Origin of the sequence: Streptomyces xylophagus (genome assembly GCF_000716435.1) — a bacterium.
Taxonomy (GTDB): domain Bacteria; phylum Actinomycetota; class Actinomycetes; order Streptomycetales; family Streptomycetaceae; genus Streptomyces; species Streptomyces xylophagus.
In genome coordinates this window covers 30,867-56,798 of the sequence record NZ_JNWO01000029.1, presented here as the reverse complement: position 1 = coordinate 56,798, position 25,932 = coordinate 30,867, and the positions used below count along the sequence as shown (strand labels likewise).

Annotated in this window: 27 protein-coding genes, 1 tRNA gene and 1 pseudogene; 17 read left to right on the top strand and 12 right to left on the bottom strand. The window is 69.0% G+C overall.

The window, feature by feature from the left end; all coding sequences use genetic code 11:
• Positions 1-14: 14 nt before the first annotated feature.
• The 3 genes from OO70_RS42185 (at position 15) to OO70_RS42175 (ending at position 2,276) form a co-directional block, all read left to right on the top strand.
• Positions 15-87: transfer RNA gene (locus tag OO70_RS42185), tRNA-Lys, on the top strand.
• 771 nt (positions 88-858) lie between these two features.
• A complete protein-coding gene (locus OO70_RS53130; RefSeq protein WP_158711583.1) occupies positions 859-1,491 on the top strand; it encodes a hypothetical protein in 633 nt (210 codons plus the stop codon).
• Between the two features lie 53 nt (positions 1,492-1,544).
• Positions 1,545-2,276: a peptidase inhibitor family I36 protein gene (locus OO70_RS42175; RefSeq protein ID WP_158711582.1), complete on the top strand. Its 732-nt coding sequence runs from the start codon at positions 1,545-1,547 to the stop codon at positions 2,274-2,276.
• A 215-nt stretch (positions 2,277-2,491) separates the two neighbouring features.
• On the opposite strand, the gene OO70_RS54870 is transcribed toward OO70_RS42175, so the two are convergent.
• Entirely contained in the window at positions 2,492-3,424 is a 933-nt protein-coding gene (locus OO70_RS54870) for a hypothetical protein (protein ID WP_234337063.1), read from the bottom strand.
• A gap of 91 nt (positions 3,425-3,515) precedes the next feature.
• Positions 3,516-4,007 (bottom strand): annotated as a pseudogene (locus OO70_RS42170) (site-specific integrase); the annotation flags it as partial.
• A gap of 191 nt (positions 4,008-4,198) precedes the next feature.
• On the opposite strand from OO70_RS42170, the gene OO70_RS42165 reads away from it, so the two are divergent.
• From OO70_RS42165 to OO70_RS42155, 3 genes are all read left to right on the top strand, one after another.
• Positions 4,199-5,668, top strand: a complete 1,470-nt coding sequence (locus OO70_RS42165; RefSeq protein ID WP_234337062.1) for an MFS transporter — start codon at positions 4,199-4,201, stop codon at positions 5,666-5,668.
• A gap of 98 nt (positions 5,669-5,766) precedes the next feature.
• A complete protein-coding gene (locus OO70_RS42160) occupies positions 5,767-6,141 on the top strand; it encodes a (R)-mandelonitrile lyase (RefSeq protein ID WP_043684150.1) in 375 nt (124 codons plus the stop codon).
• Positions 6,142-6,342: 201 nt separating this feature from the next.
• A complete protein-coding gene (locus OO70_RS42155) occupies positions 6,343-7,296 on the top strand; it encodes a LysR family transcriptional regulator (protein ID WP_158711580.1) in 954 nt (317 codons plus the stop codon).
• Positions 7,297-7,378: 82 nt separating this feature from the next.
• On the opposite strand, the gene OO70_RS42150 is transcribed toward OO70_RS42155, so the two are convergent.
• Positions 7,379-8,278 carry an alpha/beta fold hydrolase gene (locus OO70_RS42150; RefSeq protein ID WP_106971866.1) on the bottom strand — a complete coding sequence of 300 codons (900 nt, stop codon included), beginning with the start codon at positions 8,276-8,278 and terminating at the stop codon, positions 7,379-7,381.
• A 57-nt stretch (positions 8,279-8,335) separates the two neighbouring features.
• On the opposite strand from OO70_RS42150, the gene OO70_RS42145 reads away from it, so the two are divergent.
• Positions 8,336-8,944 carry a TetR/AcrR family transcriptional regulator gene (locus OO70_RS42145; RefSeq protein WP_043684144.1) on the top strand — a complete coding sequence of 203 codons (609 nt, stop codon included), beginning with the start codon at positions 8,336-8,338 and terminating at the stop codon, positions 8,942-8,944.
• 156 nt (positions 8,945-9,100) lie between these two features.
• Here OO70_RS42145 and OO70_RS42140 read toward each other — a convergent pair whose 3' ends face one another.
• The 5 genes from OO70_RS42140 to OO70_RS42120 all read right to left on the bottom strand — a co-directional run bounded on the left by OO70_RS42140 (position 9,101) and on the right by OO70_RS42120 (position 12,896).
• On the bottom strand, positions 9,101-9,943 hold the full coding sequence (locus OO70_RS42140) for an aminoglycoside N(3)-acetyltransferase (RefSeq protein ID WP_051742104.1): 843 nt from the start codon (positions 9,941-9,943) through the stop codon (positions 9,101-9,103).
• Complete coding sequence (locus OO70_RS42135) at positions 9,940-10,803, bottom strand: cation:proton antiporter (protein ID WP_234337061.1); 864 nt, start codon at positions 10,801-10,803, stop codon at positions 9,940-9,942. Before OO70_RS42135 ends, OO70_RS42140 begins: the two co-directional genes overlap by 4 nt.
• A gap of 96 nt (positions 10,804-10,899) precedes the next feature.
• Positions 10,900-11,838 carry a Ppx/GppA phosphatase family protein gene (locus tag OO70_RS42130; protein WP_234337060.1) on the bottom strand — a complete coding sequence of 313 codons (939 nt, stop codon included), beginning with the start codon at positions 11,836-11,838 and terminating at the stop codon, positions 10,900-10,902.
• A 301-nt stretch (positions 11,839-12,139) separates the two neighbouring features.
• Complete coding sequence (locus tag OO70_RS42125; protein WP_043684213.1) at positions 12,140-12,514, bottom strand: DUF427 domain-containing protein; 375 nt, start codon at positions 12,512-12,514, stop codon at positions 12,140-12,142.
• Positions 12,515-12,542: 28 nt separating this feature from the next.
• Positions 12,543-12,896 (bottom strand): VOC family protein, encoded by a 354-nt coding sequence (locus OO70_RS42120; protein ID WP_043684140.1) that lies wholly within the window; start codon positions 12,894-12,896, stop codon positions 12,543-12,545.
• A 211-nt stretch (positions 12,897-13,107) separates the two neighbouring features.
• Here OO70_RS42120 and OO70_RS42115 point away from each other — a divergent pair, with 211 nt between their 5' ends.
• From OO70_RS42115 to OO70_RS42100, 4 genes are all read left to right on the top strand, one after another.
• On the top strand, positions 13,108-13,827 hold the full coding sequence (locus OO70_RS42115; RefSeq protein ID WP_043684138.1) for an SDR family NAD(P)-dependent oxidoreductase: 720 nt from the start codon (positions 13,108-13,110) through the stop codon (positions 13,825-13,827).
• A 79-nt stretch (positions 13,828-13,906) separates the two neighbouring features.
• A complete protein-coding gene (locus tag OO70_RS42110; protein WP_043684136.1) occupies positions 13,907-14,653 on the top strand; it encodes an SDR family NAD(P)-dependent oxidoreductase in 747 nt (248 codons plus the stop codon).
• An 18-nt stretch (positions 14,654-14,671) separates the two neighbouring features.
• Positions 14,672-15,538 carry an alpha/beta fold hydrolase gene (locus OO70_RS42105; protein WP_043684134.1) on the top strand — a complete coding sequence of 289 codons (867 nt, stop codon included), beginning with the start codon at positions 14,672-14,674 and terminating at the stop codon, positions 15,536-15,538.
• Positions 15,539-15,652: 114 nt separating this feature from the next.
• The gene (locus OO70_RS42100; protein WP_043684132.1) at positions 15,653-16,246 is read left to right on the top strand and encodes a TetR/AcrR family transcriptional regulator; all 594 of its coding nucleotides are present in this window, start codon (positions 15,653-15,655) and stop codon (positions 16,244-16,246) included.
• A gap of 4 nt (positions 16,247-16,250) precedes the next feature.
• Here the strand turns inward: OO70_RS42100 and arsM are convergent, their stop codons facing one another.
• Positions 16,251-17,072, bottom strand: coding sequence for an arsenite methyltransferase (arsM, locus tag OO70_RS42095; protein ID WP_043684130.1), 822 nt, complete (start codon positions 17,070-17,072; stop codon positions 16,251-16,253).
• Between the two features lie 83 nt (positions 17,073-17,155).
• On the opposite strand from arsM, the gene OO70_RS42090 reads away from it, so the two are divergent.
• The 6 genes from OO70_RS42090 (at position 17,156) to OO70_RS42065 (ending at position 22,403) form a co-directional block, all read left to right on the top strand.
• The gene (locus OO70_RS42090; protein WP_043684128.1) at positions 17,156-17,536 is read left to right on the top strand and encodes an ArsR/SmtB family transcription factor; all 381 of its coding nucleotides are present in this window, start codon (positions 17,156-17,158) and stop codon (positions 17,534-17,536) included.
• Complete coding sequence (locus tag OO70_RS42085) at positions 17,533-18,267, top strand: aquaporin (protein WP_043684126.1); 735 nt, start codon at positions 17,533-17,535, stop codon at positions 18,265-18,267. The genes OO70_RS42090 and OO70_RS42085 overlap by 4 nt, the downstream gene beginning before the upstream one ends.
• Positions 18,268-18,296: 29 nt before the next feature.
• Complete coding sequence (locus tag OO70_RS42080) at positions 18,297-18,722, top strand: arsenate reductase ArsC (protein ID WP_043684124.1); 426 nt, start codon at positions 18,297-18,299, stop codon at positions 18,720-18,722.
• A 196-nt stretch (positions 18,723-18,918) separates the two neighbouring features.
• On the top strand, positions 18,919-21,228 hold the full coding sequence (locus OO70_RS51470; RefSeq protein WP_051742101.1) for a hypothetical protein: 2,310 nt from the start codon (positions 18,919-18,921) through the stop codon (positions 21,226-21,228).
• Positions 21,225-21,671, top strand: a complete 447-nt coding sequence (locus tag OO70_RS42070; protein WP_043684122.1) for an NUDIX domain-containing protein — start codon at positions 21,225-21,227, stop codon at positions 21,669-21,671. Before OO70_RS51470 ends, OO70_RS42070 begins: the two co-directional genes overlap by 4 nt.
• A 12-nt stretch (positions 21,672-21,683) precedes the next feature.
• Positions 21,684-22,403, top strand: a complete 720-nt coding sequence (locus tag OO70_RS42065) for a leucine-rich repeat domain-containing protein (RefSeq protein ID WP_043684120.1) — start codon at positions 21,684-21,686, stop codon at positions 22,401-22,403.
• 39 nt (positions 22,404-22,442) lie between these two features.
• Here OO70_RS42065 and OO70_RS42060 read toward each other — a convergent pair whose 3' ends face one another.
• The 3 genes from OO70_RS42060 to OO70_RS42050 form a co-directional block, all read right to left on the bottom strand.
• Positions 22,443-22,949: a TetR-like C-terminal domain-containing protein gene (locus OO70_RS42060; RefSeq protein WP_234337059.1), complete on the bottom strand. Its 507-nt coding sequence runs from the start codon at positions 22,947-22,949 to the stop codon at positions 22,443-22,445.
• Positions 22,950-23,028: 79 nt separating this feature from the next.
• Positions 23,029-24,735 carry a carboxylesterase/lipase family protein gene (locus OO70_RS42055; RefSeq protein WP_078651765.1) on the bottom strand — a complete coding sequence of 569 codons (1,707 nt, stop codon included), beginning with the start codon at positions 24,733-24,735 and terminating at the stop codon, positions 23,029-23,031.
• A gap of 131 nt (positions 24,736-24,866) precedes the next feature.
• Positions 24,867-25,811, bottom strand: a complete 945-nt coding sequence (locus OO70_RS42050) for an SGNH/GDSL hydrolase family protein (RefSeq protein WP_043684118.1) — start codon at positions 25,809-25,811, stop codon at positions 24,867-24,869.
• Between the last annotated feature and the right edge of the window lie 121 nt (positions 25,812-25,932).

The following is a 25,932-nucleotide window of genomic DNA, read 5'->3' as shown; positions in this document are numbered from 1 at the left end:
AGGCAACATCGCGAGGACCCTTAGCTCAATTGGCAGAGCAGTGGACTTTTAATCCATTGGTTGTGGGTTCGAGTCCCACAGGGTCTACCTGTGGTGGGTGGGGGTTATGGCCCCTGACCTGCTGTGCAGCGCCTGAGTCGGCTTCAGTCGGGTCGGGCGCTGCTTCGTTTTCGAGCCTGTGCGTGAGCGATGCGTGAGCGGATGTGCCCGTGGCGGTGGTCTGCTCTGCAAGGGCGATGCGGAGCAACAGGGACGGCGGGTGGACGTCATCCCGGGTGTAGGCCCTCACACGGGCGATGAATTGGTCCTGGGCCGCTTCGGCATACGTGCCGAGGGCGTCGAAGTCCAGGACGGTGTCCGGCTCGGCGAGGGCGGCCTCGGCAGGGCCAGAGGAGGCGACTGCGGCGATGACGGGCTTCGTTCTTGCCAATGCCCTTGAGCTGCAACAGGGCGCCGCCGTCGGTGTAGTCGACGCACAGGCCGTGGACCTTCGCGGCGTTGGTCTGACGGGCACAGGTGATCGCGTTGCAGACCGGCCGGCACCTCATCGGCAACCATCCCCAGAAACAGATGGGCGAACTCCGCCTTGGCGGAACTCCTCGCGCACGGCGGGGGTATGGCGAGCATCGTCGTACACAGCTCGTCCTCGCTGATCCGTTTCATGCTCGACTAAACCCGCAGGACAGGGTGTCTTAGTGCGAGCTCCTATCGAGCCGCATTCCAATCGATCAAGATTTTTCTCTGACGCTGCGTGACGGCAGGGAGACAGAACACCGTTGACGTGCACACAGGGACTTCATGGCTTCTCTTCGGGCAAGTGGGCACAGGGGCCACTCGCCAATACAACGAAGGAAGCATGTGAGCAGACCACTCCGGAATCTCGCGATCCTCGTCTTTTCCAGTGCTGCTGCGCTGGGGCTGACGAATACGGCTTCTGCTGCACCGGAATCACTTCAGCAGCAGATCGCTTCGACCATCGCCCAATACGGTGGCACGCAAATAAGCGCCTACGAGATCTCCTGGCACGACGGAGACGTCATCATGGCCTTCCCGCTTCCCGGAGAGGAGAAGGCTCCGCCGTCAAGCGCTGCCGCGCAGGAACTGCAGCGCACGGCAGCCCAGAAGGAAGCGGCCAGGCAAGGCATCACGATCAGCTCTGTTGCGCAACCGACAGCAGCGACGGTCGGCGGATGCCCCACTGAAACTCTCGGTAACGACTGGTACTGCTTCTACCAGGACGACAACTACGGCAACAGGCGCCTGCTGTGGAATGCAGAGCACCTGTCGAACGTCTACTTCTCGGATTACGGATTCGAGGACGAAACCTCGTCCTGGGTCAACGGTGGCGGGAAGACAATCTGGGTCTACGACCAGACTGCGGGAAAGCCGCAAGGTACCGGTCCCAGACTGTGGACGGAGAATGACCACTCTCACTCCACCTATGTCGGCGACGCAAACAACGACCGCGCCAACTGGTTCCGCACCAGCTGATCCAGAACCAGTCTCACAAAAACACATTCCACCCCCCTCCGAAGGAGGATGCGTTGTTCCGCTCAGCGACCAAAATCGTGATCGCGGCGTTCCTGAGTATCGTCGCAGTGTTCAGCCTGACCTCAGCGACCAGTTGGGCCGCCGGAGCCTCGACAGCCAGCTCAACCGCCGCAGCCCCGACAAACCTGCCGGCGGCAGCCCGGGCTGATGGCAGACCCCAGATCGAGGCACTCGCCAGCGCCGATCGCGGCTTACTCCAGCAGGAGATCGACGACACGATCTCCCGTTCCGAGCCTGGCGGGGTCCAGATCAGCTCGAACGAGATCGCCTGGCGCGGTGGCAAGGTCGTAATGGTTCTGCCCCTGCCGGGCGTCAAGCAGACTCCCTCCGACAGCCCGCAGCTCCAGGCCCTCTACGCCAAGCTGGAGGGTGCTGCGCGCTCCAGTGGCGCGGCGGCCGTCCCGCCCCTGCCCGCGGCTGACTACCACGGGTGCCCGCGGGGCGATCTCGTGCGCTGGTACTGCTTCTACGAGAACCGGGACTGGAACGAAGTCATCGCGGGGCGCCGCCTGCAGTGGAGTGACCCGCACTGCGACGATTTCATCGACTTCGCGGACTGGACCTTCGTGAACAAGACCTCTTCCTGGGTCAACACCGGATTCTTGGAGGTCACCGTTTGGGACAGCCGCGTCGAGCGGATCTGGACCGAGGCCCCGAACTCCCTGTCCGCCTACGTCGGCTCCGCCCACAACGACCAGGCCCGCTACTTCGAGTCATGCGGCTGACCAAGCTCAGGAGCGATCAGTAGGCGTCTAAACGCCGGAGAAACCGCGGCCCGGGCCACACGGCATCCGCGCTATCGCCAAGGAGCCCCGGCCGTAAGTGCCTCCACGGTTCGACGCCATCGAGGAACCGCTGCTCCAGGACCGTTGGCTGCGGTCCTGGAGCAGCATTCTCTCGATCTGGGCACCAATTCACTCAGGGCCCCGTCGGCCGCTGCTCAAGGATGCGATCCGGTGTCCCACGTTCTTCCCCATACCTGCCGCTCACCGTAGGAGAGAAGCCCGGGGGGCTCCAGGTCAAGTTTCTCGGCACGCTTCACCAGAACTTCTTGGTGCGCGTTCAATTCCCCCGTCGCCGGATCAAAAATAAGAGTGAACTGCACCCCCTGGCCATCTGCCTGTGCGGAAACACCGAAAACCTCACGGCCGGATTTATCTGAGGCTATTCCTGCAAGCCTCAGGCCCTCCGCTCCTGCCAGCACACGCAGAATCGCGGCACGCAGTGACGCCTCCACAACCCCCAGGTCATAATAGATGTCCCTCACAGTCCCAAGCAGCGCCTGCGCGCTTCCACCGCTCACAGACATCAGCTGCCGTGAAAGGCTCTCAGGATTGTGAGATAAAGGCATGATGCCTTCCCATACGTCCTTGAGCGTGCTGTACTCTCCTGCCCGAACCGGGCGATCAATTACCTGCACATCGTGGAGCACCGCATCTGCTTCCCCCCAAATCCCAGCTGCGCCAGTTGAGGAAAACTCGGGAGGGTATTCTCTACGCACGAGGCGGCCCGATCCATCCGAGTTACGCCAACGCTCTATCGTCGTGGGAAACCAGGCGCTCGCAGCCACACCGCCGATCACCCGAGTCGTTAGATTCAGTCCAATGTCTCTGGTATAGATATACGGGCCGCCGAAAGGTGGGTCGTGAAGTTGCGCCACACTCTCAGAGATGCCCGTCATGAATTCAACCCTGCCGAAGTCGAGCCGCTCAAACGACAACATCAATTCCCCGCCCCACGTCGGTGGATCAAGCATGAATATTTTGCCACATTTTATGTGATGTCCGGGCCGTATGGGTATCCGCGAACCGAATACGGATTGATCCACGGCGAACTCAGGCCGAGCCGCATCCTGGTCGATGCCTCCGGGCACGGCAGTCCCCTGTTTCCGAAGTCCTTCGACATTCACGAACTGGCTGATCGACAGCTGACGACAGAACAGGTCGACGATCCCACGTCCTTGGTCACTCTGATGCGGACGAATCGGTGGCTGCCGGACGAGACCGGGGGATCAGCTTCGCCGCCTTCTCGGCGATCTCACGGTCCAGTTCAGGGAGCAGGCTCGTGTACGTGTCCGAGGTCAGCGTGATGGTGGAGTGCCGCAGCGTCTCCTTCACCGTGTGGATGTCGCCACCGCCTCCGTGCGTGAGCGTCGCGGTGACGTGGCGGAGGTCCCGCAGTGTGATGGGCGGCAGGTCGGTCGTGGCGAGGATGCGGCGGAAGGTCTCGGAGACCGTGCCGGGATGGAGCCACGAGCCGTCTTCCTTCGTGAAGACCTTGCCGGTGTCCTGCCAGGCATCGCCCCACTGCGCACGTGTCTTGTCCTGGCGGGCTTTGTGGTCGCGCAGTTCGGAGATGGTCGTGCTGTCGAGCGCGATCGTGTTCGCGCTGCCGTCCGTCTTGGGCTCGGACTCGTAGGGGTCGCAGCCGTCCACCACGATCTCCTTGGCCCGAACCTCAACGCCTGGACCCAGCCGGAGACCTCCGGCGGAATCCAGTTCCAGCTGGTCCAACGGGACGCGGTCTAGCACGACCGCAAGGGCGCCAGGGAGCCCGCTCAGGCGCTCCCTGGCTGCCTCGCAGGGTCAACACCCCTGCTGCAGGCCCGGGTTGCGGGCTGTACATACTAGTAGTTACATTCACGGGTGTGGATTCCTTGAAGACGTCTGTTGCAATCGATCCGGCCCTGGCCGGGGAGCGGCACGGCCTGTCCGGACTACGGGGGAGACGGCCGGGCTGGATGCTGGCCTCCCTGCTCGGAGGCATGTTCCTCGGGAACGTCGACATCGCGGTGGTCAATGTCGCGATCCCCTCGATCCGCGACCACCTGCGCGCGTCCGGCGGCCAGCTGGAGCTCATCGTTTCGGGGTACACGCTGGCGTACGCCATGCTGCTGATCACCGGTGCGCGGCTGGGCGAGATACGCGGCCGGCGTTGGACATACCTGGTCGGACTCGCCGTCTTCACCCTGTCCTCGTTGGCCTGCGGCCTCGCCCCCGGCAGCGCCGCTCTGGTGGGGGCCCGCGTGGTGCAGGGCGTCGGTGCGGCGCTGATGGTCTCCCAGGTTCTGACGAGCATTCAGGTGCATTTCGACGGCTCCGCGCGCCGTCGGGCTCTGGGCGCGTACACCGGTGTCCTCGGGGCGAGTTCCGTCATCGGCCAGGCATTGGGCGGGGTCCTGGTGGCCGCCGACATCATGGGTACCGGATGGCGGCCCATCTTCCTGGTCAACGTGCCGATCGGCGCCGTCCTGATGGCCACCTCGTACGTGTTCCTGCCGGACGACGAGACCTTGGAACAGAAGAAGCTGGACGCGCTCGGGGTCGCGCTGCTGTCGCTCGGGCTGTTTCTGCTGGTGACCCCGCTGATACTCGGTCCGGATGCCGGCTGGCCGCTGTGGACCTGGCTGTGTCTCGCCGCCTCGCTGCCGGTGTTCGCTCTGTTCGCCAGGTGGGAACGCGGCATCGCGCGGCGCGCGGGCGACCCGCTGATGAACGTCGCGCTGCTCGCCCGCAAGCATGTCGCCCTGGCGCTGGTCTCCCAAGCCGCCACCCGGGCTGGCTACTTCGCGCTTCTCTTCGTCCTTGCGCTCTTTCTGCAGCAGGGGCTCGGCAAGAGCGCGGTCTACTCCGGCCTGATCCCCATCGCGTGGGTGGCGACGTTCGCCCTGGTCGGTCCGATCCTCGGTCGGGCCGGGGCACGCGTCAGGATGCTCGCGGCCCCGGTCGGCGGTCTGCTGATGACGGTCTCGTTCGCCGCGGTGGCGGCCGGGGCGCACAGCACCGGCTGGCTGATCGCCCTCCTGGGCGTCGGCGGCATCGGCTACGGCGCGGCGTTCAGCGGGACTCTGGCCCACCTGACCGAATCCGTCGAGGCCCGCTACGCGCCGGACGTGAGCGGTCTGTTCAACACGACGCTGCAGATCGGCGGAACCCTCGGGGTGGCTGTCTTCGGCACCGTCTACCTGGACCTCGTCGCACGGGGCAGGGCACCGTCGGCCGCGTTCAGCACGACCAACGCCGTCCTGGCCGCCGTGTCGGTCGCCGCCTCCGCGCTGATCCTCTTCGCCGAAAGGGCCACACCTGGCGCGACCCGGCTCGAAGACACCGATCAGTGAACTGCGCTGATCCGGAAGGGGCCTCGAGGGCGCGGCTTCCAGCTGTCAGAAGGCAACAACCGACCTACGACACGAATGATCATGAAGGAGTTCAAGCCATGGACGTGAACCGCCACCCCGGAGACGCGATCAAGGGACCGGAGGACCGATTCTCCGGCGACGTGTGGCTGTGGCCACGGATCGGCGCGACCGTCAACGCCGAAGTCCGCAATGTGCTGTTCACGCCCGGATCTCGTAGCGCCTGGCATCGGCACCCCGCGGGCCAGGTGCTGCACGTCACGGAAGGTGTGGGCCTCGTACAGTCCCGGGACGGCGAACGCCAGGAGATCAGGGCCGGTGACACGGTGATCTGCCACCCGGGCGAGGAGCACTGGCACGGTGCGGCACCGGGCACTTTCATGACCCACATCGCCGTCACCGACGGCCCGACCGATTGGAAGGATCACGTGACGGACGAGGAGTACGACGCCTGAAATCCCGTATACGCGTCCCGGTCGGACGGCCGGGACGCCGGGTGCGGATGCCGACCGGAGATGACTGAAATGCGACCCACGTAGTTCCGTAAGTGTCCGTGAACTTCGCTCACCTTGTGGGGGCCGGGCCGGATACCGCCGGGGTGCGGATGCAAGGTCTACTGGAAACTTCCCCTGAGATTCCATGGAGAGAGCGGTCAGGTGCATCCACTATCGCGGGATGCGGGGCCATTCAACGGTACTGAGAGCGCTTTCGCGGCACTGCATATCCTGCTGTCCATGAGCATCGAGCTGCACCACCTGCGCGGGTTCTTGGCCTTGGCGGACGAGAAGCACTTCACTCGGGCGGCGAAGCGCATGAACGTGTCCCAGCCGACACTCAGTCGCAACATCCGAAGGCTGGAGGAACTGCTCGGGCGACGCCTGCTCGAACGGACCACGCGCCAAGTGGCCCTCACGCCGGCCGGCGAGCATCTCTACGACCAACTCCGCATCCTGATACCCCAGTTGGAGTCCGCACTGCATCCCGAACCTGGTGGCGACACCTTTCGGGTGGGATTCGCCTGGGGCTTCCCCACGGGTTGGCCGCAGGAAGTCATCGCGGGTTTCGAGGAGGAGACCGGCATGTCGGTTCACGTGCACCGGCACGATGCCACGCTCGCAGGAGTGGACCGCGGTGACGCCGACCTGGCGATCCTGCGAGGCCGGACAGAGGCGCCCCACATGGAGGTCGTCACACTGCTGCACGAACGAAGGGTCGCGGCCGTCTCCACGCGCTCGGAGCTCGCCGGGAGGGAGGAGATCCGCTGGCGGGAGATCGCCGACCAGCAACTCGTCATCAACGAGGTGAGTGGGACGACGAACCTGGCCGAATGGCCCGCGGACTGCCGGCCCGGAGTCTCCGTCGTCTGCCGCAATTTCGACGAGTGGTTGGAGGCCATCGCCTCGAACAAAGGAGTAGGCGTAGTGCCCGAATTCGTCGGGCGGCAGCATATCCATTCCTTCGTGTCTTTTCTTGACATTCCGGACGCACCGCGCGTGCCACTCAACCTGGTCTACCCCCGACTCGGTGGACACCCTTTGATACCGCGTTTCATCGCCATGGCGCGGGCCGCCGTCGGCGGATCGGCAGCGGCCGGCGCCAGGACGGGCTGAGCGGGAGATCTACGGTCCTCACGGTGAGGCCGCGTGCCAGGAAGACGAAGGCGTCGCGAAGTTCGGCCGTGTGGCGTGCCTGCTACCGGTCGGCCGCGAGGAAGTCCTCCAGGATCTCGGCGAACCGCGCCGGCTGTTCCTCGGCCGGGTAGTGGCCGCAGTCGTCGAGGACGACCCCCGTGACGTCGTCGGCCGCCAGCCGCATCGTCTGGGCGGCATTCTCGCCGCTCCACAGCGCGCCGCCGGCGGCGAGCACCGGGAGTGTCAGCCGGGTCCTGCTGCGCTGCTCGTTCTGCGCGATCGTCTCGTCCAGCGCCCGGTAGTACGCGAAGCTCGCCCGCAGCGCGCGAGGATCCGCGGTGATCGCGTCGACGTAGGCGTCGACGGCGTACGCGGGGATCGCGGTCGGCGTGGCGGCCTTGGTGGCGAACTGCCAGCCGAAGAAGAGCCGTTCCCGTCCCCGGACCAGTTCCTCGTTGAGGTCGTCGAGCCGGTTGAAGCCGAACTGCCAGAGCCGCTGGTTGGCCGCGGCCGGGCCGAAGAACGGCGGGGACGGCGTGAGACCGGGGATCACCGCTTCGACGATGGCGAGCCGGCCCACCCGCTCGGGGTGATCGGCGGCGAGGGCGTAGCTGGTCCACGTACCGATGTCGTGGCCGACCACGTCGAACCGGTCGTGCCCGAGCGCGGCCATCAACGCGACCAGGTCGGCGGCCAGCGTGCCGGCGTCGTACCCGTCGTCGGGCTTGTCGGAGAGCCCGGCGCCGCGCGAGTCGACGGCGACGACGGTGTGCCGGCTGGCGAGCGTGGGCATCACCTCCCGCCAGGCGTACCAGGTCTGGGGCCACCCGCCGATCAGGAGCAGGGGCGGGCCGTCCCCACCGGTGACGGCGTGCAGGCGCAGTCCGTTCACCTCCACGTGGCGGCTGGTGAAGACGTCGAGGAATCCGTCGGGCAGCCGTAGCGAACTCAGGCTTGTCATGCCGGGGACCCTACCCATCTTTGAACGATCGGTACAAGATGTGTAGGCTGACGGACCATGGCAGGCCGCAAGCAGTTCGACGTGGACGAGGCGCTACGACGTGCGATGCACGTCTTCTGGCGCTGGGGTTATTCGGAGGCCTCGATCGATCGCCTGACCGAGGGCACGGGCCTGGGCCGGGGCTCGCTCTACGGCACCTTCGGCGACAAGAGCGCCCTCTTCCGGAAAAGCCTCCAGCGGTACGCGCAGACCTACCAACCGCTGTACGAGCAGGCACTGTCCGGCCCCCACCCGAGCCCGAGCGCCGTTGTGGCCGCCTACCTGCAGGTCGCCCTGAACCGCATCGCCGACCCGACGGTCCCGGACGGCTGCCTGCTCACGGTGTCGGCAACGCAGTTCCCGGCGCTCGACGCGGAGGGCCGGGCGATGGTCCGCGCCACGATCGACGGTCTGCGGGCGAGGCTGGAGCAGGCGTTGCTGGCGGCGGGGGCCGGTGAGCGGGAGGCGGCGGAGCTGGCGTTGTGCACGCTGGCGACGAACAAGTCCCTGGCGGTGCTGAGCCGAGCCGGCTTCTCGGGCGAGGACCTGGCAACCGTCGCGGCGGCCGCCGCCAAAAATGCCGAGGCTGTGCCGAATGGACCGGCCGAACCGTCGGGGCCGCGATAGGCGCGAACGCGAGACCTTGGTGGGAGTGACGGCAATGACTGCCTGAGTGACAGGGGACGGAGACCGTCACACCGGCAGTGCGGTGTGACGACTCACGGTGCCGCGCGGGCTTTCTGCTCGTGGGTGGGCTGCCCGAGTCCTCCCTCAAGGGTGAGGTCACGGGGCGGAAGACTGCCGGTCGCTCTGGCGTCCCTCTCGCGTCAGCCGTTCCTGGAGTCGTCGGTGGGCGAACTCGGTGAAGGGCACGCTCGCCATCAGCCGGCAGTCGGCGGCGCCGATCCGGCCGATGCGCAGCAGTCCTTCCCGTTCCGCCTCCGCACCGACGCCGGGGAAGTGCCGGCCGTTGTCATCGCCCACGTCCGGTACCTCCACCCAGACCCGCTCACCGGCCACGACGTACGGGAACCGCCGCAGTTTGCGCCGGTGGTTCGGGATCAGCGACTCGGCGTAGTGCAGGAAGGAGTTGCGGTCGTGGCCCACACCGAGCAGCAGGATGTAGGCGCCGAGGGCGTGCAGCCGGTCGAACGGTGAGTCACGTCCCACCGCGTACGCGAACGGCTGCCGCTCGGTGATCTCCCGCGCCTGGGCGCCGACGGCCGCGACGGACGCCTGCGGGTGCGCACTGCGCAGCCGGTCCGGATCAGCGAGCAGGGCGGTGGGCAACGCGCCCATGAGGGTGGGCAACCCGTCGTGGAACAGGGGGACGGCCGCTCGGTCCGCGTCGACGTCCGCTCCCGCGTCGGGCCCGGCGCCCGGGTGCGGATCGCGCACCGCGTCCCCGGTGAACGCGGGCACGACCACGGTGCCCTCCGGGCCGAGGTGGTCGCGCAGCGCGCCCAGGACCGTCGCGGCGCCGCCGTCTACGTGGCCGAAAGCGGACAGGGAAGCGTGCGCGATCACCACCGCCGCGCTGGGCAGGCCGAGTTCCTCGAACCCGGCGCGCAGATCCTTGCCGGTGACGACCGGCTGCTCGCCGTGACGGACGGTGTTCTGGGTCATGCGGCGCTCCTCGACGGGACAGCCCGGGCCGGTGCGACGGGGTCGAACGGTGCGAGCCGCTCGGGTTCGGCGGCGGGAAGGACGAAACCGGCCATGCCGGTGGTGACCAGTGCCATGATCACCATCATGGTGAACATGGACTGATCGAGGACGCCCAGGGTCACTCCGGCGTTCAGAATGACCAGTTCGGTCAGACCCCGGGTGTTCATCAGGAAGCCCAGCAGCCGGGAGTCCCGCCGCGAGAGCCCGATCAGCCGCCCGGAGACATAGGCGGCGGCCATCTTGCCGAGGCAGGCCACGGCGAGGATCCCGGCGAGTTCGAGCAGGGCACCGCCGGCGATCCGGGTGATGTCGACGGAGAGACCGGTGGTGACGAAGAAGACGGGCATGAGCAGCGTGGTGACCTGCCGTACCGGGGCGCCGATCCGCTCGCTCAGTTCGTGCCCGAGGTCGCGGGGCATGATCAGGCCGAAGGCGAAGGCGCCGAAGATGCCGTCCAGGCCGATCGCGGCGGCGGCGTAGCCGGAGGCGAGCACACCGGCCGCGAGCACCGGCAGGACGTGCCCGAGCAGCCGGCCGTCGCGCGGGCGGAGCAGACGGCGCAGCAGCGGCCGTACGACCAGGATCAGGACCGCAGCGTGTACGGCGCTCAGCGCCGCGACCTGGACCAGCCGCCCGGGACCTCCCGCTGCGGCTATCACCGACACGACGACGAGCAGGCACCAGGCGATCAGGTCGCCCACTGCGGCGGAGGCCAGGGCGAGCGCGCCCACGCGCTTCTTGCGCAGCCCGCAGTCCGTGACGATCCGGGCGAGCACCGGGAACGCGGTGATGGCCATGGCCGCGCCGACGAAGAGCACGAAGGCGAGCGAGTCGACCCGGTGGCCGCCGACCTCCGCATGACGGGCGTACAGCCAGTAGGCGAGGGCGACGCTCCCGGAGCAGAGCGTCGGGATTCAGCCGGCCCGGCGGGAGCGGGCGGCTGTCGTGGGCGGCACGCCGAGGTGTTCCAGCAGGAGGCCTTCCCGGGTGGACCAGGGGCAGATCTCGACGCTCTTCGCTCCGCAGGCTTCCATGAGGGTTTGAGCGATCAGGGCGCCGGCCAGGGACTGTTCGGCGCGGTGTCGGGAGATGCCTGGCAGGTTGCCGCGGCGGGACGGCTTCGCCGCGGCCAACAGGGCGACCGCAGCGCGTACTTGGGGCAGGGTGAGCTGTCGTCCGCGTCGCGGCGCTTTGCCCCGGGCCGCGGCGAGCCTGGCGAGCTGCTCGAAGGTTTTGGAGCAGGCCAGCACCCGCACGCCCGATTCGGCCTGCGGCAGGTCGGGGACGGCTTCCAGGGACCGGCGCAGGTACTTCCGGATCTCGGCCAGGCGGCGTGAGGGCGGTGCCGTGTTGCCGGGCAGCCAGTCCCGGGTGATCCTGCGCGCGCCGAGCGGCAGAGAGAGGACGGTGTGGGGCTGGTCTCCGGTGCCGGAGGCGATCTCCAGGGTGCCGCCGCCGATGTCCAGGACGAGCAGGGGCCTGGTCACCGGGCCGGCCCACTGGCGGGCGGCCACGTAGGCCAGCCGTGCCTCCTCCTCGCCGGTCAGCACGCGCAGGTGGGTGCCCGTGGTGCGGGCCACGTGCGCGATGATCGCGTCCCGGTTGGGCGCGTCCCGGATGACGGAGGTGGCGAACGCGAACACTTCCGGGCCGCGCGGACGCGGGTTCGCGGCGACGGTCTCGGCCACCGCCCGCTCGACGCTTCTCACGCCGGCCCGGTCGAGCCGTCCCTTGTGGTCGAGGGTCTCGTGCAGTCTCAGCCGCACCTTGCGGGAGAACACCGGCTCCAGCACCGCACCCGGGCTTCGCCGTACGACCGTCAGCAGAGCACTGTGGCACCCGACATCGAGCACACCTGCCTGCCGCACTCCATCGCCTCCCCTGATCCCGTGTTCGACACGACCGGCTTCTTCCCCCCTCGCCCGTCCTCCGACAGCGCGGACGACGGCGTGACGGGGATTCCGGCCCAGCTGGCCAGCATATCGTCACCAGTTGTGCACCCTCCGGTCCGTCCACGGAGCGGCAGCCCGATCGCGAGCGGGTGCCGGCATCTGCCGCGGTGGCCGGGCGGCAATCCGCACGGCGGTGATCATGGTCCCGCCGCACCCTCGGACACCTCCGGGGAGGAGGCCCGCGATCTCCTCCCCGGAGGTGTCAGGCGCCGGCCCGGACGTCCACCTGGTCGGTGTAGAAGGCGACGTGGCCGGCGATCTCCGCGACGGCGTCGTACGGCTCGGCGTAGAACCAGACGGCGTCGGCCCGCGTGCCGTCGGTGAGGGCGAGGCCGTAGTACGACGCGTCGCCCTTGTACGGGCAGTACGTCCTGGTGGCGCTGTCCGTGAGCAGCGTCCGGTCGACGTCGTCGAGCGGGATGTACTGCACCGGCGGGTAGTCGGCCTCGCGCAGGGTCAGGGCCCGCGTGGTGTCGGCGACGACGTGCGTGCCGACGCGGGCCACCACGCGCACGCCGGTGGCCTCGATGGTGATGGGGTGCTCGGGTCCGGGGATCTTGGGTTCCCGTGCCGTCATGGTCATCTCCCTTTGCCTCGTGGGTGGTTCAGCCGGCGATGAGGTCGAACTCGTTGCCCTCGACATCGGCGAACGTGGTCCACCGGGCGCCGCCGCGCACGACTTCGTGGAGCTTGGTCGCCCCGAGCGCGAGCAGACGTTCACTCTCGCCCTCGTAGTCGCCGGTGATCAGATCCGGGTGGAACCGGTTCTTGACGCTCTTGGCCTCGGGCACCTTGTGGAAGGCCAGGCGCGGTCCGCCGACGGGATCGCCGGCCTCTACGACCGCATCGTGCTCGTCGGCACCGTCGGCGACCTTTCGGTCCAGGACGGCAGCCCAGAACCGCGCGGCGCGTGCGGCGTCGGCGGCGTCGAAGGACACGCCGAAGAAGGTCGTGCTCATGCTTCGCTCCTCGCTCTCATGAATTGATTAGACCAGTCTGTCTTTTCCGTGTCTCCACCGTAGGCCCCGCCTTCAGTGCACGTCAAACGCTATTGGAGCGAGGTTGATGGCTCGGATCTTTCGCGTTTGAGTTGACGAGACCAGACCGGTCTGTTTAGCTGAACCGCAGAAGCAGACAGACCGGTCTAACTACTTGGCAGGAGATACGACCATGACCGAGACACGCACAGCCCTGGTCACAGGTGCGACGTCCGGGATCGGCCGGGCCGCGGCGCTGAAGCTCGCCCGGGACGGGTTCCGGGTGCTGGTCCACGGCCGTGACGCCGAGCGCGGGGCCGGGGTGGTCAAGGAGATCGAGGGGGCCGGCGGCAGCGCCGAGTTCCTCGCCGCCGACCTCACCGACGTCCGCGCGATCATGCAACTGGGGGCCGCGGCCAAGGGCGTCGACGTCCTCGTCAACAACGCGGGGTTCTCCTGGTTCGGGCCCACCGCCGACCTGGAGCCCGACACGTTCGACGCGCTGTTCGACGCCAACGTGCGCAGCGCCTACTACCTCACCGCCGTCATCGCGCCGGCGATGGCCGAGCGCGGCGCGGGCGTCGTGATCAACCTGGGCAGCATGGCCGGGCAGATCGGCCTGGCCGGCGGCGCCGCCTACAGCGCCACCAAGGCCGCGCTCACCTCACTGACCCGTTCCTGGGCCGCCGAGTACAGCCCGCGAGGCGTGCGGATCAACACCATCGCCCCCGGGCCGGTCCACACCGGCGGCTCCGACAGGGAGAGCATCACGGCCCTGGGCACGACCACGCTCCTGGCCCGCGCGGCGGAGGCCGAGGAGATCGCCGACGTCATCGCGTTTCTGGCCTCGCCGGCCGCCCGGTACGTCACCGGCGCCGTCGTCCCCGCCGACGGCGGACGCACCGCCGTCTGACCCCCACCCCACCTGCAGACACCCACCACACCTGCAGAACTCCACCACCCCACCACACCTACAGAAACCGAGCACAGCAATGGACAACCCCGTCGTACTGATCACCGGTGGACTCACCGGCATCGGCCGCGCGGCCGCCGTCGCCTTCGCCAAGCAGGGCGCGAACGTCGTCGTCGCCGGCCGGCGCGACGAGGCCGGCAAGGCGCTGGTCGAGGAACTGCGCGGGCTCGGCTCGTGGGCCGAGTTCGTCAACGCCGACGTCCGCGACGAGGACGACGTACGCGCCATGGTCGACGACACCGTCACCCGGTTCGGCCGTCTCGACATCGCGGTGAACAACGCCGGCACCGAAGGCCGGCCCAGCCCGATCACCGACCAGAGCGCGGAGACGTACAACGCGACGTTCGACACGAACGTCCTCGGCGTGCTCCTGAGCATGAAGCACCAGGTGCGCGTCATGAAGGAGCAGGGCAGCGGCAGCATCGTCAACATCTCCTCGACCTACGGCCACGAGGGCGCGGCCGGTGCCTCCGTCTACGTCGGCAGCAAGCACGCCGTCGAGGGCATCACCAAGTCGGTGGCCCTGGAGGTCGCCGCCTCGGGAATCCGCGTCAACGGCGTGGCCCCCGGCCCGACGGACACCGGCATGCTGACCCGTTTCACCGGCACGCCGGAGAACAAGGCGGCCCTGGTGAGCGAGGTCCCGCTAGCCCGCCTCGGCCTCTCGGAGGAGGTCGCCGCCGCGATCGTGTTCATCGCGTCGGACGAGGCGTCGTTCATCACCGGTCACATCCTCAACGCCGACGGCGGCCACAGCGCCAACTGATCCAGGAGCAGCGCCACCATGGACGATCACTACACGCACGACACCGCCCCCACCCGGTTCGTCGAGGCCGGCGGCATCCGTTTCGCCTACCGTCGCTTCGGCAACATGGACGACTGCCGGACGCCGGTCGTGTTCTTCCAGCACTTCATCGGCAACCTGGACGACCACGACCCGGCGATCAGTGACGGCCTCGCCACCGACCGCGAGGTCATCCTGTTCAACAACACCGGCGTCGCCTCCACCAGCGGGGTCGTCCCGGACACCATCGAGCAGATGGCCACCGACGCGGGCATCTTCATCGACGCCCTCGGGCTGACGAGGGCGGACCTGATCGGCCACTCCATGGGCGGCCTGGTCGCACAGCAAGTCGCCATCCAGCGCCCGGACTTGACCCGCAGGCTGGTCCTGGTCGGCACCGGCCCGCGCGGCGGGGTGGGCATCGGCGAGACTCCGGCGGAGACCGCCGCCCTGTTCACCGTCAAGCTGTCCCGGCAGGAGGACATGTGGCTGCCGGTCCTGTTCGCCCCGACGGTGACCAGCCAGAAACTGGGCCGTGCCTACGTCGAGCGGATCGTGGCCCGCAAGGACCGCGACGCCTCCCCGTTCGGCGAGCAGGTCTACGCCGGCCAGGGCACCGCCATCCACACCTACGGCGCCACGAAGGACCCCGCCTACGCGGTCCTGAAGAACATCACGATCCCGGTCCTGGTGGTCAACGGCACCGACGACATCATCATCCCCACGATCAACTCGTACATCCTCCAGCAGTTCCTCCCGGACGCCGAGTTGATCCTCTACCCGGACGCCAACCACGGCGCCCACTTCCAGTACCCCGAGCGGTTCGTCACCCACACCAAGCTCTTCCTCGACCGGCAGTGCGAGTAGTACGGGGAGTACGGGAAGACAGGTCTGTCTGGCTTTGTTGGAGGGGGTGGGGGACGAATGAGCCCCTGCGGCGAGCCGTAGACTGGACCGCCAGTCTGAAAGAAGGAAGTGACCATGTCCACCAAGGCCAGCGCCTCGAAGCCGTCCGTGCGTGAGCGTCTGCTGGCCGCCGCCGACGAGCTGTTCTACAGCGAGGGCGTGCAGACGGTGGGCATCGACCGCATCGTGCAGAAGGCCGGAGTGGCCAAGGCGTCGCTCTACAACCTGTTCGGCAGCAAGGAGGAGCTGGTGCAGGCATACCTCGATGCCCGCCACGCCAGCACCCGTGAGCAGATCGAGCGCGTCCTGACCCGGTTCCGGACGCCACGCGAGCGGCTGCTGGGCGTCTTCGACGGGCAGGGCCAGCTGTTCACCGAGCCCGGCTTCAACGGCTGTGCGCACATGGCGGCCAGCGCGGAGGTACGGCCCGGCAGCCCTGTCGAGGGTGCCGCCGACCGGTACCGGCTCTGGGTACGGACCCTGTTCACGGACCTGGCCCGCGAGGCCGGCGTCGCCGATCCCGAAGAGCTGGCACGGCAGCTCCATCTGCTGTACGACGGCGCCGGGATCTCGGCACGGATGGACCGCGACCCGTCGGCGGCGACGACCGCCCGCGCGGCAGCCGCCGCCCTGTTCGACGCGGCGGTCAAGGACAGAAACGCTCCCTGACCCGCTACGCAGCGCCTGAGTCGACTTCGGTCGGTCGGGCGCTGTTCTGGTCTCGGGGCTTGGTGGCGCGGATGACGGCCGAGTGCATGCCGTCCGCGACGGGGTGGGCCGGGGTGATGGCGATGCCGGTGAAACCGGCGGCTTCGAGGCCGGTGCGGTACTCCGCGAAGGACAGCGCACCGGCGATGCAGCCGACGTAGTCACCGCGCTGCGCGCGCTGTTCGGGGGTGAGCGTGTCGTCGGCGACGACGTCGGAGACGCCGATACGGCCGCCGGGCCGGAGGACGCGGAAGGTCTCGGTGAAGACGGCGGGCTTGTCGACGGACAGGTTGATCACGCAGTTCGAGATGACCACGTCGACGGTGTTCGCGGGCAGCGGGATCGCCTCGATGGTGCCCTTGAGGAACTCCACGTTGGTGGCGCCCGCCCTCTCGGCGTTGCCCAGGGCGAGGGCGAGCATCTCCTCCGTCATGTCCAGCCCGTACGCCTTGCCGGTCGGGCCGACGCGGCGTGCGGAGAGCAGGACGTCGATGCCGCCGCCGGAACCGAGGTCCAGGACGCGTTCGCCCTCGCGGAGTTCGGCTACGGCGGTGGGGTTGCCGCAGCCGAGGGAGGCGGCGACCGCTTCGGTGGGGAGGCTGTCGCGTTCGGCGGTGGGGTAGAGCGCGGAGCCGAAGTTCTCGTCGGTCTCGGTTTCGGTCTCGATCTCGACGGGCTCGGGGCCGCAGCAGGCGGTGCCGCCCTCGGTGACCTTCAGGGCTGCGGAGGCGTACCGCCGGCGGACGGTTTCACGCAGGTCGGTGGGCTCGGTGGACTGTTCGCTCATGGCTGGATCCACTCCTAACTGCCTGTATTGACGTTCGTTGATGCAACCTTGCGCCTTGGATCGAGAGACGTCAATATAGAAGGGTGTCGAAACAAGAGCTTGAGGTGATCGCGATCGGCCAGGACGCCTCGTGCTGCCCCGGTCTGGCCTCCGCGCCCCTGGACGACGAATGTGCCACGGAGCTGGCGAAGGTGTTCAAGGCGCTGGGCGATCCGGTGCGGCTGCGTCTGCTGTCGATGATCGCCTCGCGGGAGGGCGGCGAGGTCTGCGTGTGCGAGATGACGCCGGCCTTCGACCTGTCCCAGCCGACGATCTCCCACCACCTCAAGCTGCTGCGGCAGGCCGGTCTGATCGACTGCGAACGCCGTGGGACGTGGGTGTACTACTGGGCGCTGCCCGGGGTTCTGGACAAGCTCGCCGCGTTCCTGACGACGCCGCAGGCCGTCACGGAAGTGACCGCGTGACGGCCTCCCTCGCTCGCCGTGCCGTCGCCGAGGCGGTCGGGACCGGGCTGCTGGTGACCGTGGTCGTGGGCTCCGGCATCCAGGCGACCGAGCTGTCCCACGACGTCGGCGTGCAGTTGCTGGCCAACTCCCTGGCCACCGTCCTCGGCCTGGGTGTGCTGATCACGCTGCTGGGGCCGGTTTCCGGCGCGCACTTCAACCCCGCCGTGACGCTGGCCACTTGGGTGACCGGCCGTCGTAGCGGAACCGGGCCGAGCCTGCGGGAGGTCGCCGCGTACGTACCCGCGCAGGTTGCCGGGGCGATCGCGGGCGCGGTGCTGGCCGACGCCATGTTCGCCGAGCCGCTGGTGGAGTTCTCCACCCACGACCGTTCCGCCGGGCACCTGTTGCTGGGTGAGGTCGTCGCCACGGGTGGGCTGGTCCTGCTCGTGCTGGGGCTGGAGCGCGTCGGCCGCGCCGCGCTCGCCCCGGCAGCCGTGGCCTCCTACGTCGGGGCCGCCTACTGGTTCACGTCCTCGACCTCCTTCGCGAATCCCGCCGTCACCGTCGGCCGCGCCTTCACCGACACCTTCGCCGGGATCGCGCCCGCCTCCGTCGCCCCGTTCGTCGGGGCACAACTGCTGGGCGCCGTAGCCGGGTTGGGGGCCGTGGCAGTCGTGTACGGACGTCCTGCCCGCACCGCGGCCGTCGTCGTCGCCCCGCACGGCGAGCCCGAACTCGCCTCCCCCTGACCGGACTTCAGCCTCCAAGGACACCCGCCATGACTTCCGCCGCCCCGCGCCCCTCCGTGTTGTTCGTCTGCGTCCACAACGCCGGCCGCTCCCAGATGGGCGCGGCCTTCCTCACCCGTCTCGCCGGTGACCGGGTCGAGGTCCGGTCGGCGGGCTCCGCTCCCGCCGACACGGTCAACCCGGCGGTGGTCGAGGCCATGGCGGAGGTGGGGATCGATATCTCCGCCGAGACGCCGAAGGTGCTCACCGTCGAGGCCGTGCGGTCCTCGGACGTCGTGATCACGATGGGCTGCGGGGACGCCTGCCCCGTCTTCCCGGGCAAGCGGTACCTGGACTGGCAACTCGACGACCCGGCGGGGCAAGGGGTGGACGCCGTGCGGCCCGTCCGGGAGGAGATCGAGCGGCGGGTACGAGGTCTGCTGGGCGAGCTCGGAATTCCGGCGGCGTCGGCCTGATCCAAGGGGAGCGGGGTCGGCTCACGCCGTGTCTTCTTCACCGCGCGGGTGGCGCCGCCGCCGTCCGATCCGGGGTCCGCGTGCCGAAGGGCCGCCGTGGACCACGTAGTACGATCCGCGCAGAACTTGACCTGAGGGTTTCGCCCCGGCCGCCGTCCCGCGGCCGGGGCCTCATCGTGTGTCCGGGGGGACCTGCGTGAAGACGAGGCGTTTCTCGCTGCTGACCGCGGCGGCGACGGTGCTGGGGCTGACGGGGGTGATCGTCCCCGGGGCGGCCGACTCGTACGCGGCGTCGGGGGTGGCGCTGCCGATCGCGCACTTCTCGCATCTGCTGGTGGACGCCGCCCACGGTCATCTCTTCTTCAGCGGGGGCGCCGGCACGGACGGCATCCTCGTGACCGATCTCGACGGCGGCGACGCGACGACGATCGGCGGGGAGCCGGGGGCCACGGGGCTGGCGCTGTCGGACGACGGTTCCACGCTCTACGCGGCGCTGCCGGACCAGGACGCGATCGCCGCGATCAGTACGGACACGCTGGCGGAGACCGCCCGCTACGGCACCGGTGCCGGTACCCGGCCCGACTCGCTGGCCGTCGCCGGGGGCACGCTCTGGTTCGGGTACGGGACGGCGGCGGGCACCGGTGGCATCGGGTCGGTGGACGCCACTGGGACGGTGAAGACAGCGCGGGACGACGGGAGTTGGGCCGGTTCGCCCACGCTGGGGACGACTCCGACGCCGTCCGGCGCGCTCGTCGCGGCCGTACAGACGGGCGACACCTCGGCGTTCGTCACGTACCGGATCGCGGACGGCGGCGCGCTGACGCGGCAGGCGGCCCAGACGGAGCCGATCCCCGACCTGACCGACTTCGCGGTCACCGCGGACGGGCAGGATGTCGCCGTCGCGTCGTCGCGGAACGTGTTCGCCAACCGGCTCCGCTTCTCCGACCTGGCAAGGGAAGGCTCGTTCGCCAACGCGCTGGGCGCCCCGGCCCTGGCCGTCGCGCCCGACGGCACCCTGGCCGGCTGGGACGGCCGGGAGTATCTGGCCGTTCCGGTGAGCGGCTCCGGCTTCTACAGCGAGCACCTGATCGACGATCCGCTACGGCCGGCCGCGCACGGGCTCGCCTGGGCGCCGGACGAGAGCCGGCTGTACGCCGTGTCCGTGGACCCCGCCGGCGGAACACCGACGTTGCAGCAGACCCGGTCCCCGGAGACCGCCGCCGTCAGGATCATCGGGCCCGCCACCGAGCCGCTCGCTCCCGGGGAACCCCTGTCCTTCTCGGCGGTGTTCGACTCCACGCTCTCGCTCGACGCGGGCGACAACGGTCAACTCCCGGGCTCCGTACGGATAACGCGCTACGACGACGCCCATCCGGACGGCGTGGTCGTGCCCGACGCGACAAAGGTCCCGGCGAGTCCGATCGCCACCTTCGGCCTGTACCGCGTCCACGACACCGCCCCGCTCACCGGCACCCTGAGCTACCGCGTCGACTACTCCGGCGGCGGCCACTACGCCCCGGCCACCCGGACCTTCGACATCCCCCTCGCCAAGTACCAGCCGAAGCTGACCCTGTCGGCACCCGCCACCGGCAACCGCGCCGCGCCGCTCGCCGTCACCGGCCAACTCACCTGGCCCCACGCCCACTTGACGACCGGCACGGTCCACGTCGTCAAGAAGGACGCGGCCCACCCGTCCGGCTACACCCTCCCCGCGGTCACGCCCGCCGCCGACGGCACCTTCACCGTCCACGACACACCGCAGGTCGGCAGCACCAACACCTACACCGTCACCTACGACGGCGGCACGGCCTACCTCCCGGTGACCTCGTCCGCGAACGTCCAGGTCTCCCGGGCCACTCCGGCCCTGACTGTCACGACGAACGCGGGCGCCTACCGTTCCGGCGCCACGGCCAAGGTCACCGCGCACCTCGGGACGACGTACAACTCCCGTACGGTGACGCTCTATTCGCAGCCCGCCGGAAAGTCCCGCACCCAGCTCAAGACCGGCCGCGTCGACTCGTCGGGCAACCTGGTGGCGACCGTCAAGGTCACCCGCAACACCACCTTCACCGCGGTCTTCGCGGGCGACTACCGCTACGCCCCACGCACCGCGACGCACGGCGTGACGCTCACCCCGGCCGTGACACGGACCCAGCTGCAATGGCCGCTCGCGACCACCCGGATCGGTGCGACGACGTATCAGGTCTTCTACAAGTCCGAAGTGAACATGGGCTACGACCTCGAGGTCGCTCCCCACCAGTCCACCGGATGCATGTCGGTGTACGTCGAGCGCTACACCTCGGGAGCGTGGCACCAGGTCACCTCGCAGAAGTGCGTGCCGTTGTACAGCGACGGCTGGTACGGCTACAGCCGCGCCCTCAAACTCTTCGCGGACAACGGCCGTTACCGCCTGCGCGGCCACTACACCCCGCCGAGCACGGGCGCGCAGACCGGCTCCGCCTGGAGCGGCTGGACCTACCTCACCGTCCGGCCCGGCACGCCATGACCCTGCTGGTCGCCGCCGTCATCGTCCACGACCGGGCCGCGGGTCGCGTCGTCCTCATCCAACGCGGCGAGTACGCCAAGTTCGGCCGCGGCATGTGGGATCTCCCCGTAGGCAAGAACGAACCCGGCGAGCCCGTCACCGCCACGGCCGTGCGCGAACTGTACGAGGAGACCGGGCTCGTCGTGACGGCGGAGTCGCTGAAGGTCGTCCACGTCGTCCATGCCGCCTTGGGCGTCGAGGCACCGAGCGGCTACCTCACGGTCGTCTTCGCCACGGACAAGTGGACCGGCGAACCGGAGAACCGCGAGCCTCTCAAGCACGCGGAGGTCCGTTGGGTCGATGTCGACGCCGTTCCTGGGAACTTCGTCCGGGGGAATGCTGGGGCGCTCGACCATTACCTCAGCGGGAGTTGGACAGAGGTGTCCCTGCACGGTTGGGTGTAGACCGTGCCGCACATGCCGAACACGCTGAATCTATGGCGCCGACAGCTGGGAGAAGTACCGGAGTCGGTATGGCAGGACACCGGACTCCAGGTCCTGATCCTCGCGGACAACGGACTAACGGACCTGTCACCCGCGATCGGCCGACTGCACCGGCTGACCACCCTGGACCTCGGTCACAACCACCTCACCTCGCTGCCCGACGAACTCGGCGACCTGCCCGGCCTCGACGGCTGCCTCTACCTGCACGACAACGCGTTGCCCGAACTCCCGCACGCCCTGGGGGACTTGACCCGGCTGCGCTACCTGAACGTCGGCGAGAACGCCCTCACCGCCCTGCCCGAGACCATCGGCCGCATGACAGCCCTGATCGAACTCCGGGCACAGCACAACCGGCTCACCACACTGCCCGACAGCATCGGGGATCTCCTCGACCTGCGCGAACTCTGGCTCCGGGGCAACGAGATCGCCCGCCTGCCGTCATCCGTGACCGACCTCCACGAACTCCGTCACCTGGATCTACGGGAGAACGCGCTCACCGAACTCCCGCACTCCCTGGCCGACTTGCCCCGACTCCGCCAGCTCGACGTACGCAGCAACCGGCTCACCCTGCTCCCGGACTGGCTGCTGGACCTGCCCTCCCTGGAGAAGCTGGACCTGCGGTGGAACGCGTGCGATCCGTCCTTGTCGCTGTTGGGGGAGTTGGAGCGGCGAGGGTGTGTTGTCCTCTTGTGAGCGGTGGGGCGCCCCCGCAGGTGCCCCCGTGCATACCTCCTACCGCTGCGGGGCGATGTCCAAGGTCCGGATGAGCTGGGTCAGTTCCTCGCGGAAGAGTTTGTCCGGGCTGAGTGTCTGGTTCCGCAGGTGGCCGTAGATCTCCAGTGAGACCAGGCCGTGCAGGCGGCTCCAGAGGCGCAGGGCAAGGGCCACTGCGGCCGGGGGCAGGTCGGGGAAGGCCGGGCGGACCTTGTCGAGGAGGCCCGCGTCGAAGTCCGACCAGGTGAAGTCGCTGTCCGCGTAGCGGTGTTCGGCGTACGGCCAGGCCGCGGCCGCCAGCGCGGTGATGCCGGTGCAGACACGGCGGGCGGCGTCCGGGGCGGCGCCGCCCTCGGGGGAGCGGTAGCCGGGGACGGGGTCGCCGTAGATGAGGCGGAAACCTTCGGGGTGGGCCAGGGCCCAGCCGCGGAACGCGCGGGCCCACGCCTCGATGCGGGCGGCCGGGTCCTGGGCGGGGGCGGTCTCCCAGGCGGAGTCCACGGTGTCGGCCAGCGCGGTGTACACGTCGTTGATCAGTGTCGTGACCAGGTCGTCGCGTGTGGCGAAGTATCAGCGAGTCCATGCCCCCCCCGCATGCGCGGCCTCAGTACTCCGTCATCTGCCCCTCCAAATACCCCTTCAAAAACGCGTACTTGGCCCCCGAATCCGCCGCCGGAAGCGGCGCGAAGTGGTCGCCCAGCTCCATCGACACCGGCTTCGACGTCCGCAACGCCGGCCACGGCGGCAGCCCGTGCCCGTTCGGGTTGCCCGTTGCCGCGAAGTTCGCGACGTACGACGACGTCGTGTCGGCGATCGCGTAATCCGCCGCTGTCCAGGGGCGGTCGGTGCCGTAGAGGTTGCCGAAGAGGTAGTACTTCTCGGCGCCGTGGTAGGCGCCCGCGCCGTCCGCCGGCTCGATGGGGTTGGTGGTGTCGTGGCCCGGGGGGACGTGGGTCCACCAGTAGGTGTGGACGGGGCTGCGATTGGCGGCCGTCGTCCGGAACTGTGTGCCCCAGAGGAAGGTGGAGACGCGTTCCTCGTCGCGGGCGTAGTTGTTGTACTGGGCTGCCGCCTCCGCGTCCGTCGTGGCGGGGTAGAGGGCGAGGAAATCGGCCGCCTTGTCGCCGAACGTGGTTGTCGCGTAGGCCTCGTACGCCGCCACCGTCATCGTCAGTGTCGGTGAGGCGCCGTTCTCGTCCTTGTTGTTGCCGGTGAGGACCGGGATGTCGTACTCGGTACGGGACTTCATCGCGGCCGTGTACGACTTCGGCAGGACGTAGCCGTCCAGGACGTTGCCGAAGTTCGTGCCCGCCGCCGGGGCGCCCTGCGCGTACACCTTGGTGACGATCTCGTCGGCCGGGAGAGCGCGCAGGTCCGACAGCGACGTCGCGCCCATGTACGTCGCGAATGCCGTCCCGTTGGCCTCCGCCGCCGCCAACTGCGCGTAGCCGCCCGCCACATGACCCAGTGCCGGGTCCTTGGTGTACTGCACACCGGCCGACAGGAGGGCCCGGTGGAACAGGCCCCGCGCGAGCTTCGAGATCATCAGGATGTTCACGAACGACGAGCCGTGCGACCAGCCCGCCAGCGTCACCCGCTCCGGATCGCCCCCGAACGCGGCGATGTTGCGGCGGATCCACCGCAGCGCCGCCACCGTGTCCTGCACACCCCAGTTCCCTGAACCACCGTGCCCGCCCTCCGAACTCAGCGCCGGATGCGCGAGGTTGCCGAAGGCGCCCACACGGTGGTTGTACGTCACCACGACCGCGCCCTTGGCCGCCAGGTTCGCCCCGTCGTACACCGGCTGCGAGGCCCACATGGCGCTGTTGCGGCCGCCGTAGATCCAGACGAAGACCGGGCGGAGGGCGCGGGATGCGCGCGAACTCCCCTCTGCCGTCCAGATGTTGAGGTTGAGGCAGTCCTCGCTCAGTGGCGGGACCTTGTCGGCGGCTATGCCCGTGACAGGCTGGGGGCAGGCCGCGCCGCAGGTGTCGGCCTTGCGGACGCCCTGCCAGGACGGCGGTGGCTGCGGGGCACGCCAGCGGTTCTCGCCGGCGGTGGAGGCGGCGTAGGGGATGCCCTTGTAGACGGTGACGCCGGGGAGGGCGGCGGGGACACCCGTGACCAGGCCGGACTGGGTTCTGATGGCGTGGCTTGCGGTGGTGTGGGGGGTGGTGGCCGATGCCGGGGTGGGGGTGAGGGTGCCGAGCAGGGTCGCGCCGGCCGTGATGCCTGCCGTGCGGGCGAGGAGGTCGCGGCGGCCGACGTCGGTGGGGGAGGGGGTCGAGTGTCGTGTGTCTCGCGGGTCCACTGAGTCTCCGGATCAGTTGAGGACGAGTCGCCTCATGCTGTGCCGGGACTACCGGGACGGCCTAGGGAGTTGCCGTGACTCACAGTGTCCACGGGTGCAACTTAGGTTGCGGGCCTGCGGGTTGACACTTCTCACAGCGCCGACTTGATCGTCCGCAGCACCGCGTCCGCCATGCCCCGCTCCCCGCGCGCGTTCGGGTGCACCGGAGCCGCCGGGTTCTCCGGTGCGAGCGGTTCGATCCAGCGGGTGGCCTTCGCCGTGCAGGCGTTGTGGTCGGCGGAGGGGGTGTACGTGTCGACGTAGCCGACCCCGGCCTTCGAAGCCCGTTGCCGCAGCACCGTGTTGAGCTGTTGCTCCTTCTCGCGGAGGAAGGTCACGTCGCCCGGTGCGAGGGACATCTCCCGGCCGCAGTCGGCGCTGTCGGAGGGCAGGATCGCCGGGTACGAGACGACGTAGACGCGGGCCTCGGGGGCGCGGCGCCTGACCTCGTGCAGGACTCGGGTGAGCCGGTCGCCGGCCGTGGTGATCTTCTGCTTCACCTTGTCGGAGTCGCCGTTGACGTACTCGCGCTCACAGGGCGCGTCCTCGGTGAAGTACTTGCCGCTGCCGGTCAGTCGGTACAGCGCGCCCATCGCCACGCACCGCTTGATCATCGAACTGAAGCCGATGTCGTTGCCGCCGATGCCGACGGTGACCAGGCGGGTGTCGGACGAAAGTGCCTTGAGCTGGGGCGAGTTGGTGCCGTCGTCGGTCTTCTGGGGGGTGGTGAGGTCGGCGGTGGTGGCGCCACTGCAGCTCACATCGCGGAACTTCCCTCCCTTGAGGCCGAGTTCGGCGGCCACGAGGGCCGGGTAGTTGCCGGCGGAGCGGTCGCAGCCGGCTGGGGTTCCGGTGGGGTCGGTGATGCCGGGACCGGCGGTATAGGAGTCGCCGAGGGCCACGTACGGGCCCTTGGCCGGGGCCGAGTAGGCGACGCCGGTATGGCTGCCGTCGCCGTCGCGGGTGACCAGTACGACGGTGAGCAGCGTGCCGCAGGCGAGGAGCCCGGCCACCCCGGCCTGTACGGAGGTCTTCATCGATGTGCCCTCTCGCTGTCGAAATCTGCTGAAAGCCGTTGAAAATCATGGGAGTTGGACGTCCACGGGCCCGGCGACGGGCGGGGGGAGTGCCCCGTCGCCGGGCCCGGGACTTGCGCCG